The organism is Ferruginibacter paludis (genome assembly GCF_030409685.1).
Classification (GTDB): Bacteria; Bacteroidota; Bacteroidia; order Chitinophagales; family Chitinophagaceae; genus Ferruginibacter; species Ferruginibacter paludis.
The window spans coordinates 372,376-391,489 of record NZ_JAUFQJ010000008.1; the positions used below are offsets into that span (position 1 = coordinate 372,376).

Consider the following 19,114-nt stretch of genomic DNA (forward strand, 5'->3'; position numbering starts at 1 on the left):
TAATTTTATTGCAATCAGAACTGCAGCCAGATCAAAGCCACCGCAGCAGCTGTCATCACAATCAACGTAGCAAATCCCAGCCCGTTCGACAGCCTGCTATTGGTATGGGTTTTCATTATTTTTTTGTTATTGGCTATATGCAGTACAATGCCAATCAAAAGCGGAGATGTTAACCCATACAGGATAGCTGTATAAAACAAGGCTTTAATCGGGCTTAGTCCCCAATAATTAATCATCAGCCCAAGCATCAAAGAAATAATTATGACGATGTAAAAAGATTTGGCCTGGAAAAATTTTTTATCCAGGTCGCCTTTCCATCCAAAAGTTTCAGAAACGATGTAGGATAACGAGCCGCTCAAAACTGGTATAGCCAATAAGCCCGTGCCAATAACTCCTACGGTAAATACCAGGTAAGAGGCGTCACCGGCCACCGGCTGCAAAGCTTTCGCCGCCTGCTCTACTGTATCAATCTGGGAAATGCCATGACCGAACAAAGCCGTCCCTGTTGCAAGAATAATAAAAAACATTACCAGGTTGCTAAGCAACATACCCAGATTTACATCCAGTTGCATTTTTTTAATCAGTAATGACATAAAGTTTTTCTCTTTTGCATGCGCAACCGTATGATCCTCTTCATTTTTTAAAATTCGCCGCCGGGCAAGAAACAATTGCCGGGATGATTTTACATCTTTAGCCTCCATGGTTACCTGCCAGAAAAATAAATAGGGAGAAATAGTAGTTCCCAATAGTGCTACCAGTATTTCAATAAAATCTTTATTGAAATGAATTGTCGGAATAAATGTGCGGCGTGCTACCTGCCACCAGTCGGGATGTGTGAAAAAAGGGACGGCAATATACAATAGCAGCGACAGGCATAAATATTTTAGCACGGCTACCATTTTTTGATAAGGCAAATAAATAATCATAACGAGCAGCAGCAACGTAAATGCAACGCTAAAAATAATGGGTGAAACAGAAGGAAGGAGCAAGTTGGCAACCGCACCCATGCCGGCAATATCTGCTCCGATATTGAGTACAATGGCTGGTACGCTGAATAGGAGCATCAGGTAAAGCAGAAACCTGGAGTAATGCTTTTTTAGGGTAGTGGTAAGGCCAACAGAAGTCATGATGCCTATCCTGGCGCACATTTCCTGTATTGCAGCCATCAATGGAAATGTTATCAGGGCTACCCACAAAGTGGTTAAGCCAAATTTAGCCCCTGCCTGAGAATAGGTAGCAATACCGCTGGGATCATCATCGCTGGCACCTGTTACCAGGCCAGGGCCCAGCACCTTAAAAAATTTTGTCAGTTTGGAAGAAGTCCCTTTGCTATTCATGAAAAATGCTGGTTTATGACAGTGGAATAACTATAAGCGTACCAGCAATTGCAAATCCGCGGTTAATACAGGTGTGGGTTAACACGCCCCTTGCTTCTGTTCATTTAGACTATAATGATAAATAGGGGGCCAAAACATTAATTAGCAATACGGGTACAATTTTCTACAAAAGCAGGATTACAAAACAGCCGCAAACTACATTTCGCTTCATATCTAATATGGTATAACTTCGTACCATTAAAGCATATAATTTTTGTTCAACCTGCAACCGCCATTTTCATTGTGAGCAGTTTTACGGGTAAACCGGCCATGAAACCAGTAAAAACATATTTTAAGCACCACCTGCAAATCGTTTCAGCGCTTTTACAAAATACGTCCGCCCCTCATAACCCCGAAAGCTTTCACCAGCTTCGCATAGAAATTAAAAAACTGGCGGCCTTTTTTAAATTGCTCAAATTCTGCTCAAAAGATTTTCCCCGAAAAAAAATTTTGCGGCCTTATAAAATTATTTTCAAACAGGCCGGCATTGTGCGGGAACTTGATATAGCCAAAACGGTGGTGGAAAGAAGTTTACCTGACAGTTCACTACCACAATACACTAATTATCTTGAAAAAATTACGGCAAAACAGCGTGCCCTTTTTTTTAGCCTCCTGCACAAGCACAAGGTAAAATCATTCGAAACAACGCATAAGAAAATCGCTCCTTTTCTTTCTGGTATTACCGAAAAAAAAAGCAATCTTTACCTGCACAAAATGTATAAGCTGATGTACGAAAGGAGCGGCAAAAGAAATGTGGGATCAGCGAAGCAACAACACAACATTCGCAAGCTGCTAAAAACAATTTCCTTTACAAAAAAATGTCTTGGGCTGGAAAAGGAGGAGCAAACCAATAAGCCGGAATATGCGCTATCCCATTTACTAGGCGCATGGCATGACGACTATGTTACCATGCGTTATTTACATAAAGCGATGCGTTCTGCAGCGATTCCGCCAAATGAAAAACATCAGCTCAAAATAATTGCCAGCACCCTGGCAGAAGAAAATAAACTGTTGCTGAAAAAGATAAATGCCAGTAAAGCAAAATTGCACGATTCCAATGAACAACCTGTGTTTCATTCCATTTACAAACATCAATAAGCGTTATTCAAACCCAACATAAGTAGTGTTTTCCGGGTAAAAACTGCCACCCATTTAGCCATCACAAATTATACAGAACTGTCTTCATCCAACCTTTTGCTATACACCAAAAAAATAGTTGGTAATAAAAAAAGTATTCCTATTTTTACAGTGTACTACTTAACTAATACACTAATGATACAAATTGAAAATCTTTCCTTTGGTTATAAAAGGAAAAAGTTGTTGTATAAAAATCTAACCCTAAACCTCGAAGAAGGCAGCATTTATGGCCTGTTGGGCAAAAATGGTGCTGGCAAATCTACCTTGTTAAAAAACCTTGTAGGGCTGCTGTTTCCTACTATTGGCAATATTACAATCAATGGCTACTCCCCTAAAAAGAGATTGCCCGCTTTTTTGCAAACCATTTATTTAATTCCCGAAGAAGTGAATATACCAGCCTTAACCATTCACAAATACATGCACCTGTTTGCTCCCTTCTATCCTGCTTTTAACAAAGAACAGTTTTTTAGCTATCTCGGGCAGCTGGATGTAAAAGACCAGGGCAAGCTAAATACCCTGTCGTTCGGCCAGCAAAAAAAATTCATCATTGCATTTGCGCTGGCCTGCAACACAAAAATTTTATTATTGGATGAGCCAACAAACGGGCTGGACATTCCTTCCAAGATCCGCTTCCGTAAATTGATATCGTCGGTATTTGACAATGAAAGAATAATTTTTATTTCGACTCACCAGATACGGGATCTGGATAATCTGATCGACAGAGTTGTGATTGTTGACAATGGTTCGCTGCTGCTGAATGCATCCATTACTGAAATAGCTCAAAAACTTTGTTTTAAAACGATGAGCGAAATAGACGATAAAAGCAAAGTGCTGTATGCCGAGGAGTCATTAAAAGGTTACTCCGTAGTGATGGAAAATACAAATCAGGAAGATTCTAAAATAGACCTGGAACAATTATTTAACGGCGTTACCGAAAATCCGGCAAAAGCGAAAGCCATTTTTCAATAAAAAAATTTTAAAAAATGAATAACACCTTCAGCCCGCAACGCTTCGGTTTGCTGTTTAAGAAAACACTCCTTGAAAGACCAATACAAATGTTCGGCTTTACCGGGTTGTTACTGGCGCTCATATTGATAACTTACGCCATCACAAAGACTATCTCCGGGTTTACTATGGCTCAAAACCTTACATTTTTATGGGGACTTATTGGCGGTAGTTATTTTATGGCGTCTTTTGTTTTTAGTCATTTTACCTCGAATGCTATTGGTTCATCTTACCTTACATTACCGGCATCACATTTGGAAAAATGGCTTTGCGGTATACTGATTGCAGGAGTTTTATACCCAACTGTATTTATGCTTTTTTACCGGTTGATGGATGCATCTTTTGTTTCAATCTATCACAATAGCCTTGACCCGGCTGCACCGTTTTACAAAGAACAGTATCGATCGGTCGGCACACTTTCTTTTAATGGCTTTTTTGCATGGAAAGTCTATCCCCTGTTTCTTTTTGCAGTAAGTGCTATGTTAACAGGCTCTCTATATTTTAATAAAGCGGGCTTAATAAAAGTTTCGCTGGTTATATGCAGTCTATTAATTAGCCTCTACCTGCTAAACCATCTTTTTGCGAAAATAGTTTTTGGAGGAGTAATCGAAGATGCCTGGCCTTTTCATTATGTTATGATACCGGTTGGTAAGGCTGAAGGTTCCATTCTGCTGCCTGAAAAAATCTCCGATTTCGCATTTAATATGGTTAGCTATGTTTTTCCTGCAATCTTGTTTATTACATCTTTTATACGTTTGCGTGAGAAGGAATTTTAATTTAACGCTATGGACTTTAAAGAAAACCCGGCAATTTATATACAGATAGCAGAATATGTTTGTGAGCAGATTTTATTAAAAAAATGGAATCTGGGAGAAAAAATTATCAGCATCCGCGACCTCGCGATCGCCATGGAAGTTAATCCCAACACTGTGCAGCGGGCATACGACTTCTTGCAACAAAGAGAAATTATTGCCAATAAAAGAGGCATTGGCTATTTCACTGAGGAAGATGCAATGGACCGGATACTCAGTTTCAGGCGGGAACAATTTATGGAAAATGAACTGCCTGTTTTCATGCGCAATATCTACCTGCTTAAAATAGATTTTAAAGAAATAAAAATATTGTTTGATCAGTTTGTAAAAGACAATTTTAAAAAATAATGATGATGAAAATAAGTACTACCATTTTATTTAGCCTGTTAATACTGCTGATTGCCGGTATGCTTTGCAGCAATATTGTTATAAAAAAAGAATACGACAAGGTAGATAAAAGCGATCTCTACTGGACCTACAAGAAGGTGTTACAAACCCCTTTTAAATACCTTAAAATTACCGGCGGTAACAATACCCATATTGCATTTGAACAGAGTGCAACCTGCTCTGTGCGGATTTTTGAAGACTGGAGCAGGTATCACAAAGGCGATATCGATGCCTTTGTAAAAAATGATACCCTGTTTGTAAACTTTAGTTTTGTACCGCAAAACGAAAATGAAAGAATATGGCTTAGAAATATCACACCCGTACGAATCTTTGCTCCACAACTTTTGTATGTCGACGGGTTTAACACCAACCTGGAGATGTTTAAAATGAAACAAAAACAATACACGGTTCGTATGACAGGAAAATCCTCCTTTGAAGTGGAGAGCATGACGCCCAATCTGGACTCTTTAAATATTGCGCAGCAAGATTCTTCAGCAGTTGTGTTTGAGATGTCGCCTGAATATGCATTTGGAAAGACAGCGAGCAAGAAACAATATGCCAATCAAAACGATTCTACTGCGATCTTTTCCTTAAAGGACCATACTCTGCCCAATGGCATTAAAAGCAAGGAAGCTATGTTTGTCAGGTCAGTCACTGCTTCCGTTCAGGGCGTTTCATTGCTTGACGTAGGCCATGCACAAATAGGCTCTATACAATTAAATATTGCCGACAGTTCTGGTATTCTTCTTTCGGGCAGTGCATTAAAAAAAGCACATTGAATCCAGACCTTATTTACAAAAGCAAGGAATTATTTACAGTCTGTGTGGAAATAAGAAACGTCGCCTGAACAAAAAATCATTTTTTGGCATTAAATAATGAGCCGCCAATTTTTTTAAGAAAAAAAACTTTTTTTATTTTTTTAAAAAGGAATTTATATCTTGTGCAAAGTTTTCATAGGGTACGGATTAAATCGGGGCACTGTTTTTACAGTTGGCCCTTTTTTTATGCCCCAACTTTATGTTTTACCGGCTTTACCTCGCTTTTTTTGCATATTGGAAATCCGTGAGCACTACAAATTCTTGTACTTTTATTGGTACTTAAAATAATGATTATGCCACTGCCAAACATTTTCACAAAGGAAATTTCAGATTCCATCGTAAAACGAATTGAATCGCTTACTCCGGCTACACAGCCAAAATGGGGAAAGATGAGTGTAGCGCAAATGCTTGCCCATTGCAATGTTACTTATGAAATGATTTACGATAATATCCATCCGGCGCCCAATGCAGTTATGAAATTTATTTTAAAAGCGTTTGTTAAAAGTAAGGTCACAGGCGAAACACCTTATGCTCATAACAGTAAAACCGCTCCACATTTTATTATAAAAGACATAAAGGATTTTAATGCTGAAAAGCAGCGGCTGATCAATTATATTACCAAAACACAACAGCTGGGAGAAAATTATTTTGATGGCAAACGCTCCCACTCCTTTGGTAAGCTTACAAAAACAGAATGGAACAATATGCTGTATAAACATCTGGATCATCACTTAACTCAATTTGGAGTATAGTTTTAATGATAAACGTTTTTCAGTTACTCAATTTAAATTATTCAGGTTTTGTTTATTGGGTAAGCAATTCGTTCCATTCTAAAATTTGAGCATCCGGTGGTCCTACACTTTGCTCTAAAAAATTATGCGCCGGTGAGTTTACAAGTGTTTAAAACGTCGTCCGCATTGGCTTAATATTAATAATAAACTCTGTATGAAAAAAGAATCAATTCTGATAATTGGTGGGGGCGCCACAGGCCTTATGGCGGCTAACTTGCTGGCAGGGCAAATGGAAGTGACTGTACTGGAAGCAAAAGCCGAAACCGGCGGCCGGATAAATTCTCTTATTAAGGAGGACAAAACAATTGAAACCGGCGCAGAATTTATTCATGGTAAATTGCCGCTAACATTCAATTTGTTAGCGAAAGCTGGTATTAAAACTGTTCCGGTAAAAGGAAAGATGTACCACTTCAGGGAAGGGCAGTTCGTGAACGACAATAAAATGGCGGCAGGCTGGGATAAATTATTGGATGATATAAAAGAGGCCCCGGAAGACATGACCCTGGCAACATTTCTTGAAACCTATTATTCAGCACAAGTTCATGGGGCGTTGCGCAAAGAAGTAGCAGGCTATGCCGAAGGTTTTGATTTGGCAGATATAACAAAAGCAAGTATTAAAAGCCTGTATGCGGAATGGAATGCAGAAGACGGAGAAAATTTCAGGATACCATCCGGATATGGCTCGCTTACTCAATACATGGAACAACAGGCAATTCAATTGGGCGCTAAAATTATGACCGGTAAAATTGTGAGGCAGATCGACTGGCAGCCAAATGATGTAAGCGTATATACGGCAGAAGGTGAGGAATTTAAAGCCAGCCAATTATTGGTAACTATTCCCGTTAGTGTTCTTGCAAAAATCAATAGTCCAGGCTCCATCAACTTTACACCTGAAATAGATAGTTATCGAAAAGCTGCCGGGCAAATTGGTTATGGCAGCGTCATAAAGGTAGTACTTGAATTTAATCACCGTTTCTGGCCGGCAGACGCAGGCTTTATAATCAGTGACGAATTGTTTAAAACCTGGTGGACACAATTACCTGATACTTCAGCCATATTAACAGGTTGGTTGGGTGGCCCGGGTGCTGAAAATTTATCCGATGCAACCGATGAGTTCATATTATATAAAGCACTGCAATCGCTGGCTGCTATTTTTTCAATGTCAGTTATTCAAATGCAGGATATGCTGACAGCCAGTTATATTTTTAACTGGCAAAACGATCTGTTCGCTTTGGGGGGCTACAGTTATGATACCATAGCATCATCCAGAGCAAAAAAACTGCTTAGCACGCCTTTGGATAGAACACTCTTTTTTGCAGGAGAAGCGCTTTACATTGGCGAAAAAAACGCTACTGTTGAAGCCGCTTTGCAAAGTGCCGCGACTACGGCTAAAATAATACTCAGCGATCTGATTGGTTAAAATTGGCTGCTGAAACGAAACCTCGTACAAATCTGCCAGGCTGCTATTATTATAAATCACCACAGCTTACTTTTTACCTACCCCGGCTAACCGAAATAGCCGAATGTTTTTTTACCTTATCTCAATCGTATTGATCAGAAAACTACGCTTCTAAAAAGAAAGAACTGATAATTGGTAAAGGTTTTTGTGTACGGCCCTCCTTAAATCAGGTAGCAAGTTTCTGCAAATTTCCATACTTTTTTTATGTAGATTGCGAAAAGTATATTTGCCGCCTGTGAAGACAAAATAAGCCCCTTTAAAATTATCTTTAAACCTTCAACGAATTGCCGTGAAAGTATTTAATCTTATTTGCTGCTTTTTATTTATCGTATTCGCAGCACTGCAATACAATGATCCTGATCCGTATGTTTGGGTACCAATTTATATGTACACGGCTGTTTTATGCTGGCTGGCGGCGAAGAAACGATATTATCCCAAATTGTATTTGTATGGAATAGGGGTATACACATTGTATGCAGTTTACAAAGTTTTTGATGCCAATGGCCTGGTGGATTGGATTAAGCTGCACCATGCAGAAAACATTGCTGGAACCATGAAAGCTGAACAGCCATGGATTGAAGAGTCCAGGGAGTTTTTTGGTTTACTGATTTTAATTGCTGTGCTGGCCATAAATTACTATGTCGCCGTAAAGAAACGTTCTGAAAAGAATGTAATGGGTCAATAGTGGCACTGGAAAGATTTTGCCCTTTTCTAAAATGGGGCATGACAAATTATAGTAAATTTTGCGTATCCTCTCTCAATTAACCCAGAATTCATTTTCAAAACCAATGATTTTGCTTAGTGACAGCAACCTTTAATAATATTCAATGAAAAAAAATTCAGTTCGGGAAAGTGAATTTATTAAAGCGATTGACCGATTTAAACTTTTATCCCTTGCCACTAAGGAAGGCATCTGGGAATACGATTTTATCACAAAAAAATCCTTCTATAACGAAGGCATTACCGAACTTTTCGGACATGGCTATCCGGAAATAGAAGACAACAATACCTGGTGGAGAAACAATATTCACCCACAGGATAAAAACAGGGTCATCAATGCCCTGGATGACTTATTGGCCGGTACTGAAAATGTGTGGTGGGGTAAGTACCTTTTCAGATGCAAAAACGGAAATTACAAATTAATTCTCGACAGGTTGTTTGTAGTGAGAAACGAAGACAATACGCCGATTAGGCTGATTGGGACAATGCAGGATCTTTCGGAACTGGATACACTGGAACAAAAATTTGACCATATCCGGCAGGAACATCAGCAAATTATTTACAAAGCGGTCTTCCAGGCAGAAGAAGCTGAGCGTCACCACATCAGTGAAGAACTGCACGAAAATATCAACCAGGTGCTGGGTGCCATCAATTTGCATATCGCCAACGCAAAAAAACATGTCAATATTACAGGGCTTGCCTGGCTGGAAGAAGCCCAGCATTTATTGATGGAGTCAATCTCCGGAATCCGGGTTTTATCAAAGCGCCTGTCCCCAATTTCGCTGAACATGCTTGGTTTAAAACTCGCGCTGGAAGAATTACTACTTGCTTTAAAAAAAGAAAATCAAATTCATTACACCCTTTTTGTAGACGACATTGATTTCCGTAAAGTGAATATAGATTTACAGACTGCGTTTTATCGTATTGCACAACACCAGTTTACGAATATTTTAAAACATTCCAACGCTACCCATGTAACGGTACGGCTTACCGTTGTTAACAAAAAAATAAAAATGCGTATTAGTGATAACGGCACCGGCGTTGATCTTAAGGGGTTACAGTTTGGGAAAGGTTTTTCAACCATTCAGCAAAGATCTGCCATTTTTGGAGGCAGCTTTAACCTGGAAAGTGTGGAGGCAAAGCCAGGTTTTACGATGGAAGTGATGATATAAAAAAAGTGCACAGAGTTGCGTTCAATGCATTCCTTGTCTCTGCAATTGATCAAGTTAAAAAAATAACTGCAATAACTTTTTTGTGATTGTTATTGCACCTAACCTCTTTCCTCACTTTAAAAAACATTTCTAAAAAATGCAGGCAGAAAAACTTGCATCGGTTCATATTTTTTTCTATCTTACTACTGTTTTTATTCGATTGCATGTGCAGTATCGGGTTTGGTCCGAACAGAGAATATTACCACTTTAATAAAGTTGAATAATGAGTCTCTTCGTATGTTAGCTATTAGGAATCTTTGCTCAAACTGTCTTCATTTGCGGGTCATTCCCTGTCTTGTGGTCTCAGAATGTCCATTGAAACTGAACGTGAGTTATGGAACATATTTCTTCTAAAAAGGTGTCTCTTTGTCAATGACCATTCCAACTTCTTTAACATGCATTGTTTTTTTTGGTAAGACAGGATCGGGTAAAACGATGCTACTGCAACAGCTTGAAAACTCAGGCTATCCCACCATCAACATTGAACAAACGGCATCTCACCGGGGATCAGCCTTCGGCGGAATGCTATTGCCTCCGCAACCTTCGCAAGATGAGTTTGAAAACGTACTTCAGAATAAATTCCTTTTATATTCCCTCTCACCTTATGTTTTTATAGAACAAAAAGTATCGCCGGTAGGTAAATTACGACTTCCGGGTTGGCTTAATGCAAAAATGAATGAAGGAATTTCTGTGCAACTTGAAGTTGATAAAAAAACAAGGGTTCAAAATATTTTGAAAGCATATGGTTCCGCAGGAAAGGAAAGCTTTCTGACCGCTTTAAACAAATTACATAAGCGTTTGCCCCACCCCGTTATACAACAACTGGAAGCATTGTTGAAGGAAGAAAATTATGCCTCATTTATAACATTGATGCTGGATTATTATGATGCAGCAACAAACTACACTACTGATAATAAACAACGCATCAATATACCGGTAAGCGGCAGCAATCCATCTGCCGATGCAAAAGAAGTATTAACAGTGCTTGAACGTTTTGGTATTGTTATTTTTTAACTGCATCCACACGGTCATAGTAAAGACCACTTGAACCTTCTCCACGCCCAACCTGTTTTCTGTATCCATACCAGTTTATTACAGCACCGTTATACCAGCGGGTTCTTTGGAAAGTAGCGGACAATTGTACCCCCGCTCTTGGTATTTCTTCTTCATTAATAAAGTAAGCCTTAGCTTTTTCGTCGTCATCTCCTGCAATGCCTTCCCGTAATAATTGCGTTACCGGCCGTATGTGTGTGAATTCATTGTTAAACAGCCGCGGCATGGCAGCACGTTGCAATTTTACCTGCCTGTTCAATTCATCTGAATGCACCGGTATAAAAGGTATCCAGTTTTCAGGAACTGTATTGGCAAGCGTATACCGGAACATGACATCAACATCTGTTTCATTGGTAACAGGTGTAGTATCAACCGCTTTTAACGCTTCTGTAAAAGATCTTGAACTATTATGACCGTCTGTATTACTTCCCAATTCATCCCCCACGCTTGATTCTATTGCCCATATGCTGTTCGTCATTTCATCTCTTACAAAAAACACTTCCTCAGCCGGCTCACTTTCTAAATTTTTCACCACGTTGGGCAGTACGAGCAACCTTGTATCTGTTGGTACATTCCTGGCGCCGTCCGGGTTTACAGTACTTAAATTGTACATGCCCCATCCGGCCCAGTTATCGGTATTTCCCTGTGTAGCTGATTGTACAAAAAACTGCTGGCCGAACACATCAGTAACTATAATTCCTTTTATTTCACACAATGTACCAACCGGTACACGGTATGGAACAAGCAACCAATCTGTGTTGTACATCAATGCGTATTCAGTAAAAACAAGTTTTGATAAATCGGTTGTTTGTGCATTGATATTACCCAGGTCAACTTTTCCATCTTCAAATTGCCAGAAACGGGAATTGGGCGCTCCTGCGAATTTCGCTTCCACAGGTATCACCGACAATAATTGCTCTTTTATATTCAGCATATCGCCGGCATCCGCAGCACCCGAAATACCTTCCACGGTTTCAACCTTGTTTACATCCATTGAAAACCAGTCCAGGTCTCCGGAATAATATTGGTCGGCCGAAAGGACAATATTGTTGCCATCTTCGGCTGGCAATGCACAATCAAACTGGTACTCCAGTTTTGACGGAACCCAGGCAGAGCTTTCTGCAGGAGAGACAACAAAATTTTTCTGGTACCATGCCACAAAATCATTCAAGGCAGCTGTAAGTAAAGGGGTATCACCTCCAAGGCTGATAGCCGCTATAGCGTTAACGTGGCTGGCAATGATAGCTACGTACAATTTAGCGCCATCAAAATAACGGCCTGCTGAAGCATTGACCATGTTTACATAATTGTCATTGCTTAGTGACTTTACTTTCCCGATGATGGTTGCATTGGTGTCACCATTTTGTACCGGTGCTATTTCATCTATACCAAATTTTTTAATGAGGTTAGGCTTATACAATTTACTTGCATTCGGTACCACTGGGTTGGCGTTTTCTCCTGCACGGTCAAGGCACCTGAGGAAGATATAGGCGGCTTCCAGCTTACTTTTAAAATCAAGCTTATAAGGCATGCTTTCTATGCGTTCTTCCAGCGGAATAGAATCGTCAAAAGGCTGCGCTTTTCCATTGGCTGTTTTTACATGCGTAATAGCGGTGGTTTTCATGTAAATTTTTGAAAAAATGGCGGAGCCGGTATCTTCTCCCTGCAACTCTCCAAACTGCCATTGCCTGGTAAGCATCCACAAAGCATCATGCACATCTGCTTCAAGCACTTTATCAAATTCAGCATGCCGCGGCCTTGCCTCCAGGCGGTTCCAGGCTCTGAATGGTTCACACGAAAAAATATCTATTCTTGGCATACAATAAATTTATTTTGGTAAAACTACATCTGCTAAATCCATAACAACCTGTACTCCCAGCGGATTGGTATCTTCATTTCTAAACTGTGGTGGCACTACTTCAGAGAAAATGCCAGGCAATACCTGTCCTAAAAAGCTTTTGTCAAAATGATCCGGCTCTACCGCCCTGTTCTTGGCAAGATCCATCGTATCAATGATCGTGTACACCAAATCATCCCATGTCCACTGATTGGTGATTTCCGGCGTTACTGCCAGTAATATGGATTGTGGTGGAGATGCATTGGGATTATTATAGTTAAAGGTGATGCCTGTAGTTTGTTCCCTGACAGGAATAATTTCCAGCCATTCGTCAACAATAAAACCCGATTGAATGCCGGCCGTTTGCAACTGTTTAGTATTAAGCAATACAAGTGATATAACATCACCAACCGGCGTGAATGCTGACGGATACTCTATACCCAGCCAGTAATCTCCGTCTGTGTAGGGAAGCTGAACAGGTTCTGCCTGGGCAACAGGCAGATTGTATATATCCGTTGTTTGTATCACCATAGAAAGATCATACATGCGCTCCCTTACTTTAGACACATTTTGTAACCAGTCTTCCATAACCAGCGATCCGCCATTTCTTGCAATCTTCTTATCTGGTGCAAGTGCCAGTTCTTTTTGTATACTGGTTGTTTCCAGCGGCGTATACAATGGATTTACAATGGCATTTTTACCCAATACTATTTTGGTAAGCTCAATTAACTTTTGCACTTTCAACTTTACACTTGTAACGCTTGCCATGGCCGTTACTGCTGCGGTTGCTTCGGCTTCCCGGGCCACCGCTTGTTTGTAAATATTGACCACCTGTTGCAGCAATCCTGTTGCCCGCTGGTCACTTGTTGCCGCCGCATCGAAAGGTATAGAAAGCGCGTGAGGAATGCCCAGGAACACCGCATTGTGCAGGTATGTAAACAAGGTATCAACCTGCGCCACAGTTGGTACTACATCATTTACAGGCGTTTTACCACTGAGCACATCTGTAAGAAAAGCAGCAGTAGCAATGTCCTGTATAAATAATTGCAACGATTTATGTGCTGCAGTAACCCGTTTGTTCAATTCGTCCACATCACAATTGCCTGGATTATCAGGATTTACCGGGTCGTTCGGAAGCCGGATATCACTGTCTCCGGCATATTTGGCGCTGCTCACCATATTGCGGATATACTTCATCAGGATGTATATTTCCGACAAAGATTTATCATCCAAACTCCAGCCGTTATCCCGCTCTTTTATATCAATCGAAATCGCAGACTGATAATCATTGTTTGCCTTTCGATAGAGGCTGATGATTATTTCCGACAATTCGCTTTCGCCTCCCGGCACCAGGAAGAGGTCAATTGCCTGCAGCCCCGATGCACCAATATCAAAGCTTGTTTTAGTAACGTTATTATTTGCATCAGCGGCTGTAAGTACATATTTGATGGCTTTGGCCGGCCCTAAAGTTAGTCCCAGCCAATTATTGAACGTAGGTTCTGTCAATGATCTTACGGTAGGTGCTGCAGCCCAGCCAGCAGGCAACTGGAAGGAATTATTTGTTGCGGCAAAATTCAAAATGATGCGCTGTGTTACCACGGTACCATTTCTTACGGTGTCAATAATTTGAGGATCGGGCATGTGCTTTCCCTCGGCCAGCGCTGTTAATACCGCACTTGCCCTAACATGATTGCCCAACACCATCTGGTAAACACTTTCCGACATGGCCAGGTCTCCCAGGGCATCAAACGCATCAGCCATCCGGTCTATCTCTTCAATGATGCTGTCGTACACTTTATTTTTATTGTCGCCGGCCAGGTTGGCATCAAGTACATCGGTTATCAATTTTGGAAACTTTGCGTAATTATTGGCTTTAAGCAATTCAGCAATAGTATCATCTTTTATTGCCGGGTTAGTTGGCCAGTCCACTGCAGCGTGCACCTTATCAAGTATGGTCGTGCCGTTTACAACAAGGCTTATATAGGTTGCGCTGCCATTGGCAGTTTCATCCACTGCCTGCTGCAACGGAAATACTTTGCGTAGCGGTTGAATGTATTTGTCCAGCTCAATTGTTTTGTAACGGTCATGCAATCCTCTTTCAAACTGAAAACCAAGAATGGCGCCCAGTTCCTGGCCGTTCCGGATTCCTTCAATCAATTGCATTGCCATGCGAACGCGGCCGGATGAAATATTGACCGCAAGCCGGTTAGCGATATCCTCTGCAGAAGTATTGTTGGTCATATAGGCATTGCGCAATACTGCGGCGGTAATAGCCTGGCCAATGGAAGGACCGTGTATAAAACCTTGGTTGGATGTATCATGATAAACAGGTTTGGTGGCATCCAGCTTAAAATTGGCCAGCGTTTTCTGATCTGCAAATTTATCCTTGCCTTTATCCCTGCGCAGGTTTTCAACATACCCGTAGGCACCAAGAAAAACGCCTGCTGGTTGTTTAGCTCTCTGCTGCTGCAACCGCTTTGCAACAAAGCCGAGCAACCAGGAATCAAGGCGGTAAGTGCAGAGATCAATGTGTTCTGCCATCAGCAAATCCAGCTCTTTTGTGGTGGCACGTTTTAGTGTTGTTATTGCCTGCCTTGTAAGGCTTAATTTGTCAAAAAATTGTTTATGCGAATTATTGAACAATGCCGGGTTGGCAGTTTTCACTCTATCAAGATAATTGGCCAGCGACTTCGGGCCCTGGTCAATAAACTGGTAAAATGGTTTGGCTGTAGTGGCCGATGGCAAAGCAATATCAGTCACCAAATCACTCAGGGTTTTAAAAAGAAAATGCCACTTGGTCAGATACTTGTTTACGTATTTGCCATTCTGAAATAATTTGTAATGGTAATGGCTTGTATTGCCTGCGATGCGCCTGTCAAGCTCAGGTAAAATTGCTTCCAATTGTAAAATATTCAATGCTGCCTCCTGGTAACCCTGCAGCAATGATTGCCGCAGCATAACAAAAAGCATGGTATCAAAAGGAATCTTTGCCGGGTCTCCTACTGCATTTCCTCCGAGTAAACTGTTGGCCCCAGAAGTTAACAGCCAGCTTAAGTAATCGCTTTTTAAACCGTTGTCGGCATCAGGTATCGTGTCAATTAAGTTTCCGGTAACAGGCAGCGAATTTTCTACCAGTCTTGCAATAAACAGGCGGGATGATTCAAACTGGTGCAGGATGCGGGAGTATTTGGCATCCGTGAGTTGCCATGTTGTAAGCCCTCCCGGCCACCGCTCATCAATAAAATCAAATGAAGGGGTAAAAATGCCGTCCAGTATCTGGTTTTTGAAAAGCTCTGTCAAACCATTTGGACCAAAGGCATCTGTTGCCTTAAAGTTGGTACCAAATCCATCGGCCGAAGCATTGGGGCCTTTGGCAATGTTAATCGCATACCTGTAAAAATAATCAAGAGAGCTGGCATTTAATCCCAGCATTTGTACAAAACGCTGCTGCGCATCTCCTTCTTTTTCCAGGTTGCCCGAATGAATTACGTTGCTTTCACGAAGCGATGTCCACGTATTCTTCAACATATTCAACAACCTGTACAGGCGCATTTCATACCGCTGCTGTAGTTTATTTTCCAGGGCAGGCGAAGGCACGGCCCATGGCAAAATAGTTTTTGCTTCATCAATGGTTAAATCAGGAATATTGCCTGGATATAATTGCAATTGGGAAAATGCGGTAGTGGCTAAAATACCATACGGCTGCATTCCAATACGCACTGATGGAACTATACCTCTTCCCACACAATAATTGGTGAAGAAATTTTCTGTACGCCGGATATTGTCATAGGTAAACATTCCATCCCACATTTCTTCCATATAATGCCCAAGCGATACTCCCCACAAAGCCCTGTTGGCGGCAAAGGCATTGGCCATTTCAAGATTGCCAGAATAGTTGGCAAACTGGGTAACCGCATTGTCAATACCCAATGCATCCGAAAAATATTTACCATCCGCCTTTTTAAAAATATCTGTTTCTCCCAGGTTATATTTCAGGTTATTTATTTCAATGTCATACCGCTGTTGTGAGTCATTACCGCTTTGCCAACCCGATGCAGCCTCATGTGTATTATTGGTAGGCGTACCCACTTTTAAAAAGTCAAGGCCATCCACGCCATAAATGTGATTGGTGATAAGCTGTTCAAATAATTGCTTTGAACTGGTAGCATCAGAACCTTTAATGCCAAGCACAATTAATCTATCAAAACCGTTGTTATATTCATCATCAGTAATATCGAGTGTAATACCAAAACCTTTTGAAACAGCGGTATTGTAATCAGTCATCCACTTTAGCCCTTCGTCAATATTCAGGTTGCCGTCGGCATCAATTGTAAATAAAGATAGATCATCAAATTTTTGCGGATCCAGGCCCAGCTGCACGGTTTCATCTACTGCATTACCAACGGCAATGCGTGTAAACTGGCTGTCTTTCATGGTGATTACGGCAAATTTATCGGGCAAGCAATTTGAATGAGGCGCCACGGTCCAGTCTTTATCTTTTGCAGCTACTGCCGGAAATACAAATGGATTGTCTATGGCGTTAACAAAGTCTTTGTGATTAACAGGTTTTATTTTATTCAATGCGTTTTGTATGATTTCAAGATTGCCGGACATCATATGAAGGCTATGGACAAACGCCGCAGCTATTTTTTGTTTCAGGCCGGTTAAATCCTGGTTACTGGTGATCAGCTGGTTTAACAACCCTGCTGTATTTATAAAATTGCTTCTGAATTTTTCGAGTAAAAAATCCTGCTCCTGTTTTAAGGAGGAAAGTATTGTGCTGATTTTTAAAAGATTGGTATGCACCTCTGCCAATGCTTTTTGTGCAAAAGTGGCCGATACAATGTTTGATATGGGCTTATCTAACGGCAATTGTTTCAGCCGTGCATTGATTGCGGTAAGGATAGTGATTGCATCGATAATTTTTGAAGAAGGGCCGGTCTGAAAGATAGCTTTGTTTGCAGCAATAGCAGAAGGATTTAACACTCTCGCGACCCATGACGCACGGTGTGTGCCCAATGCCTTGCACAAGGTTTGCCAGGCAGCCATTTGTAAATCCTTATCGCCACCGGCAGCCCACCAAACTTTCCAGAACTGTTTACCGGCATCTGTTTCAGTTGGCGACAAAGCCTCCTCATGTGTTTGTACAAAAACATCATCCGGATAAATACGCACCCACAGCTGGTTAACCATTTTTGGCGGATCAGTGATATATACCGGCTTTGGAAAATTTCCAACCGCCTGGCCGGCAAAACCACCAATAACACTTGATACACTTTGATTAAAAAAAGTATTGATCAGATTTTTGCCTGCACCCTGCGATTTGTTTGCTGCATTGTAATTATTAATTTTTGTTACGGAGTTGGTGACTTCTGTGTTGATGGAAGCAAACAAATTCTGCAGTTTGGATACCTGGCCCGGCCTGGATTCCAATATCGGTGATTGTATTGTTTTAGCGAGCGAATTAATCCGGGGCTCCAGGTAGGTTTTGTATTTTTTTATTACTTCGTAACCTTGTTGTTTTTGGGCATTGAATCTTTTAATTTTTACCAATGCCTTAATTCCGCTGAAATAAACATCGCCTGTTTGTACGGCTGGCGGGCCGGGTAAATTATTTAATAACAACAACGAACCTGCGGCAAAGGCATTGCTTAAAGCGATGATAGCTGTTACCTCGGGTTGTGCTGTTTCCGCCGCAAACTTTTTCCAGGCGGCATCGGTATGCATTTTCTCGATGGACGCACCCAGCGTACCCAGTTGTGTTTGTATGTCTGCCTGTAACTGCTGTATTCGTTTTCGCTGCGTAGTATCTATGTACTGCAACGCTTTTATCGCTGTATCAATATTCTGATAAAATTCTTTGATGGTATTTAAGGTGCTGGTGATGTATCCATACAGTGTTTTTTTATTTTTTACATCTGTGTAAGGTGCTTTCTTTTTGTTAACCCCGTTCAATGTTTGCAGCGCATTACTGATCGTTATAAACCTGTCAATCAATACCCGTGCAGGTTCCAGCGCAGCCAGGTCAACAATCTTTGTACCTGTTACGGCAGCATTTAATTGTGTAATGGCTGTATTTAATTTCTGACTGTCTGCAGGAAATATACTTTGCGAAGCTGCAACAACTGCCTGCATATCTTTTTGCATGTCTCCAGACAACTGCCTTAACCAGCCCTTTTCTTTTACCAGCAAAAGGCCCATCGATTGTATCAGTGTTATCAGTGAATTGGTATCGCCTGTCAACGTACGCACACTATCGCCGGTTAAACTGACTTGCGCATTGATCGCTTCTATCTGCACAAAAGCCATTGTTTCCAGCACCGATTCAACAGTTGCGTTTGCTTCCGGCGCCTTCTTTTCCACCTGCATAAACCTGGTTTCTATCCGCAGGGGAAGCAGTACATAAGGAATCGAATCCGTGTGCCGGGCTACTGTGGCTCTTATTTCTTCAAGCCTTGGATCTTCTACTTGTGCATTGATGGTTGCCATAATTTGTTTCAGTTGAATA

13 protein-coding genes are annotated in these 19,114 nt (G+C 41.0%); 10 read left to right on the forward strand and 3 right to left on the reverse strand.

What is annotated here, in order from left to right:
* Positions 1 to 14: 14 nt before the first annotated feature.
* Positions 15 to 1,337, reverse strand: coding sequence for an Nramp family divalent metal transporter (locus QWZ08_RS16920; protein ID WP_290338681.1), 1,323 nt, complete (start codon positions 1,335 to 1,337; stop codon positions 15 to 17).
* A 309-nt stretch (positions 1,338 to 1,646) separates the two neighbouring features.
* Here QWZ08_RS16920 and QWZ08_RS16925 point away from each other — a divergent pair, with 309 nt between their 5' ends.
* The 10 genes from QWZ08_RS16925 (at position 1,647) to QWZ08_RS16970 (ending at position 10,730) form a co-directional block, all read left to right on the forward strand.
* Positions 1,647 to 2,474, forward strand: coding sequence for a CHAD domain-containing protein (locus QWZ08_RS16925; RefSeq protein WP_290338682.1), 828 nt, complete (start codon positions 1,647 to 1,649; stop codon positions 2,472 to 2,474).
* A 174-nt stretch (positions 2,475 to 2,648) separates the two neighbouring features.
* Positions 2,649 to 3,482 carry an ABC transporter ATP-binding protein gene (locus QWZ08_RS16930; protein WP_290338683.1) on the forward strand — a complete coding sequence of 278 codons (834 nt, stop codon included), beginning with the start codon at positions 2,649 to 2,651 and terminating at the stop codon, positions 3,480 to 3,482.
* A gap of 14 nt (positions 3,483 to 3,496) precedes the next feature.
* Positions 3,497 to 4,294, forward strand: coding sequence for a hypothetical protein (locus QWZ08_RS16935; protein ID WP_290338684.1), 798 nt, complete (start codon positions 3,497 to 3,499; stop codon positions 4,292 to 4,294).
* Positions 4,295 to 4,303: 9 nt separating this feature from the next.
* Positions 4,304 to 4,678: a GntR family transcriptional regulator gene (locus QWZ08_RS16940; protein WP_290338685.1), complete on the forward strand. Its 375-nt coding sequence runs from the start codon at positions 4,304 to 4,306 to the stop codon at positions 4,676 to 4,678.
* Positions 4,678 to 5,496 (forward strand): hypothetical protein, encoded by an 819-nt coding sequence (locus QWZ08_RS16945; RefSeq protein WP_290338686.1) that lies wholly within the window; start codon positions 4,678 to 4,680, stop codon positions 5,494 to 5,496. The genes QWZ08_RS16940 and QWZ08_RS16945 overlap by 1 nt, the downstream gene beginning before the upstream one ends.
* A gap of 332 nt (positions 5,497 to 5,828) precedes the next feature.
* On the forward strand, positions 5,829 to 6,287 hold the full coding sequence (locus tag QWZ08_RS16950) for a DUF1569 domain-containing protein (RefSeq protein ID WP_290338687.1): 459 nt from the start codon (positions 5,829 to 5,831) through the stop codon (positions 6,285 to 6,287).
* 193 nt (positions 6,288 to 6,480) lie between these two features.
* Positions 6,481 to 7,746, forward strand: coding sequence for a flavin monoamine oxidase family protein (locus QWZ08_RS16955; protein WP_290338688.1), 1,266 nt, complete (start codon positions 6,481 to 6,483; stop codon positions 7,744 to 7,746).
* Between the two features lie 328 nt (positions 7,747 to 8,074).
* Positions 8,075 to 8,470 carry a transmembrane 220 family protein gene (locus QWZ08_RS16960; RefSeq protein WP_290338689.1) on the forward strand — a complete coding sequence of 132 codons (396 nt, stop codon included), beginning with the start codon at positions 8,075 to 8,077 and terminating at the stop codon, positions 8,468 to 8,470.
* Positions 8,471 to 8,612: 142 nt separating this feature from the next.
* Positions 8,613 to 9,677, forward strand: coding sequence for a sensor histidine kinase (locus QWZ08_RS16965; RefSeq protein ID WP_290338690.1), 1,065 nt, complete (start codon positions 8,613 to 8,615; stop codon positions 9,675 to 9,677).
* 411 nt (positions 9,678 to 10,088) lie between these two features.
* Positions 10,089 to 10,730, forward strand: coding sequence for a tRNA 2-selenouridine(34) synthase MnmH (locus tag QWZ08_RS16970; RefSeq protein ID WP_290338691.1), 642 nt, complete (start codon positions 10,089 to 10,091; stop codon positions 10,728 to 10,730).
* Here QWZ08_RS16970 and QWZ08_RS16975 read toward each other — a convergent pair.
* Both QWZ08_RS16975 and QWZ08_RS16980 read right to left on the reverse strand, forming a co-directional pair.
* A complete protein-coding gene (locus QWZ08_RS16975; protein ID WP_290338692.1) occupies positions 10,720 to 12,588 on the reverse strand; it encodes a hypothetical protein in 1,869 nt (622 codons plus the stop codon). The genes QWZ08_RS16970 and QWZ08_RS16975 overlap by 11 nt on opposite strands.
* A gap of 9 nt (positions 12,589 to 12,597) precedes the next feature.
* Complete coding sequence (locus tag QWZ08_RS16980) at positions 12,598 to 19,095, reverse strand: hypothetical protein (protein WP_290338693.1); 6,498 nt, start codon at positions 19,093 to 19,095, stop codon at positions 12,598 to 12,600.
* Positions 19,096 to 19,114 lie beyond the last annotated feature (19 nt).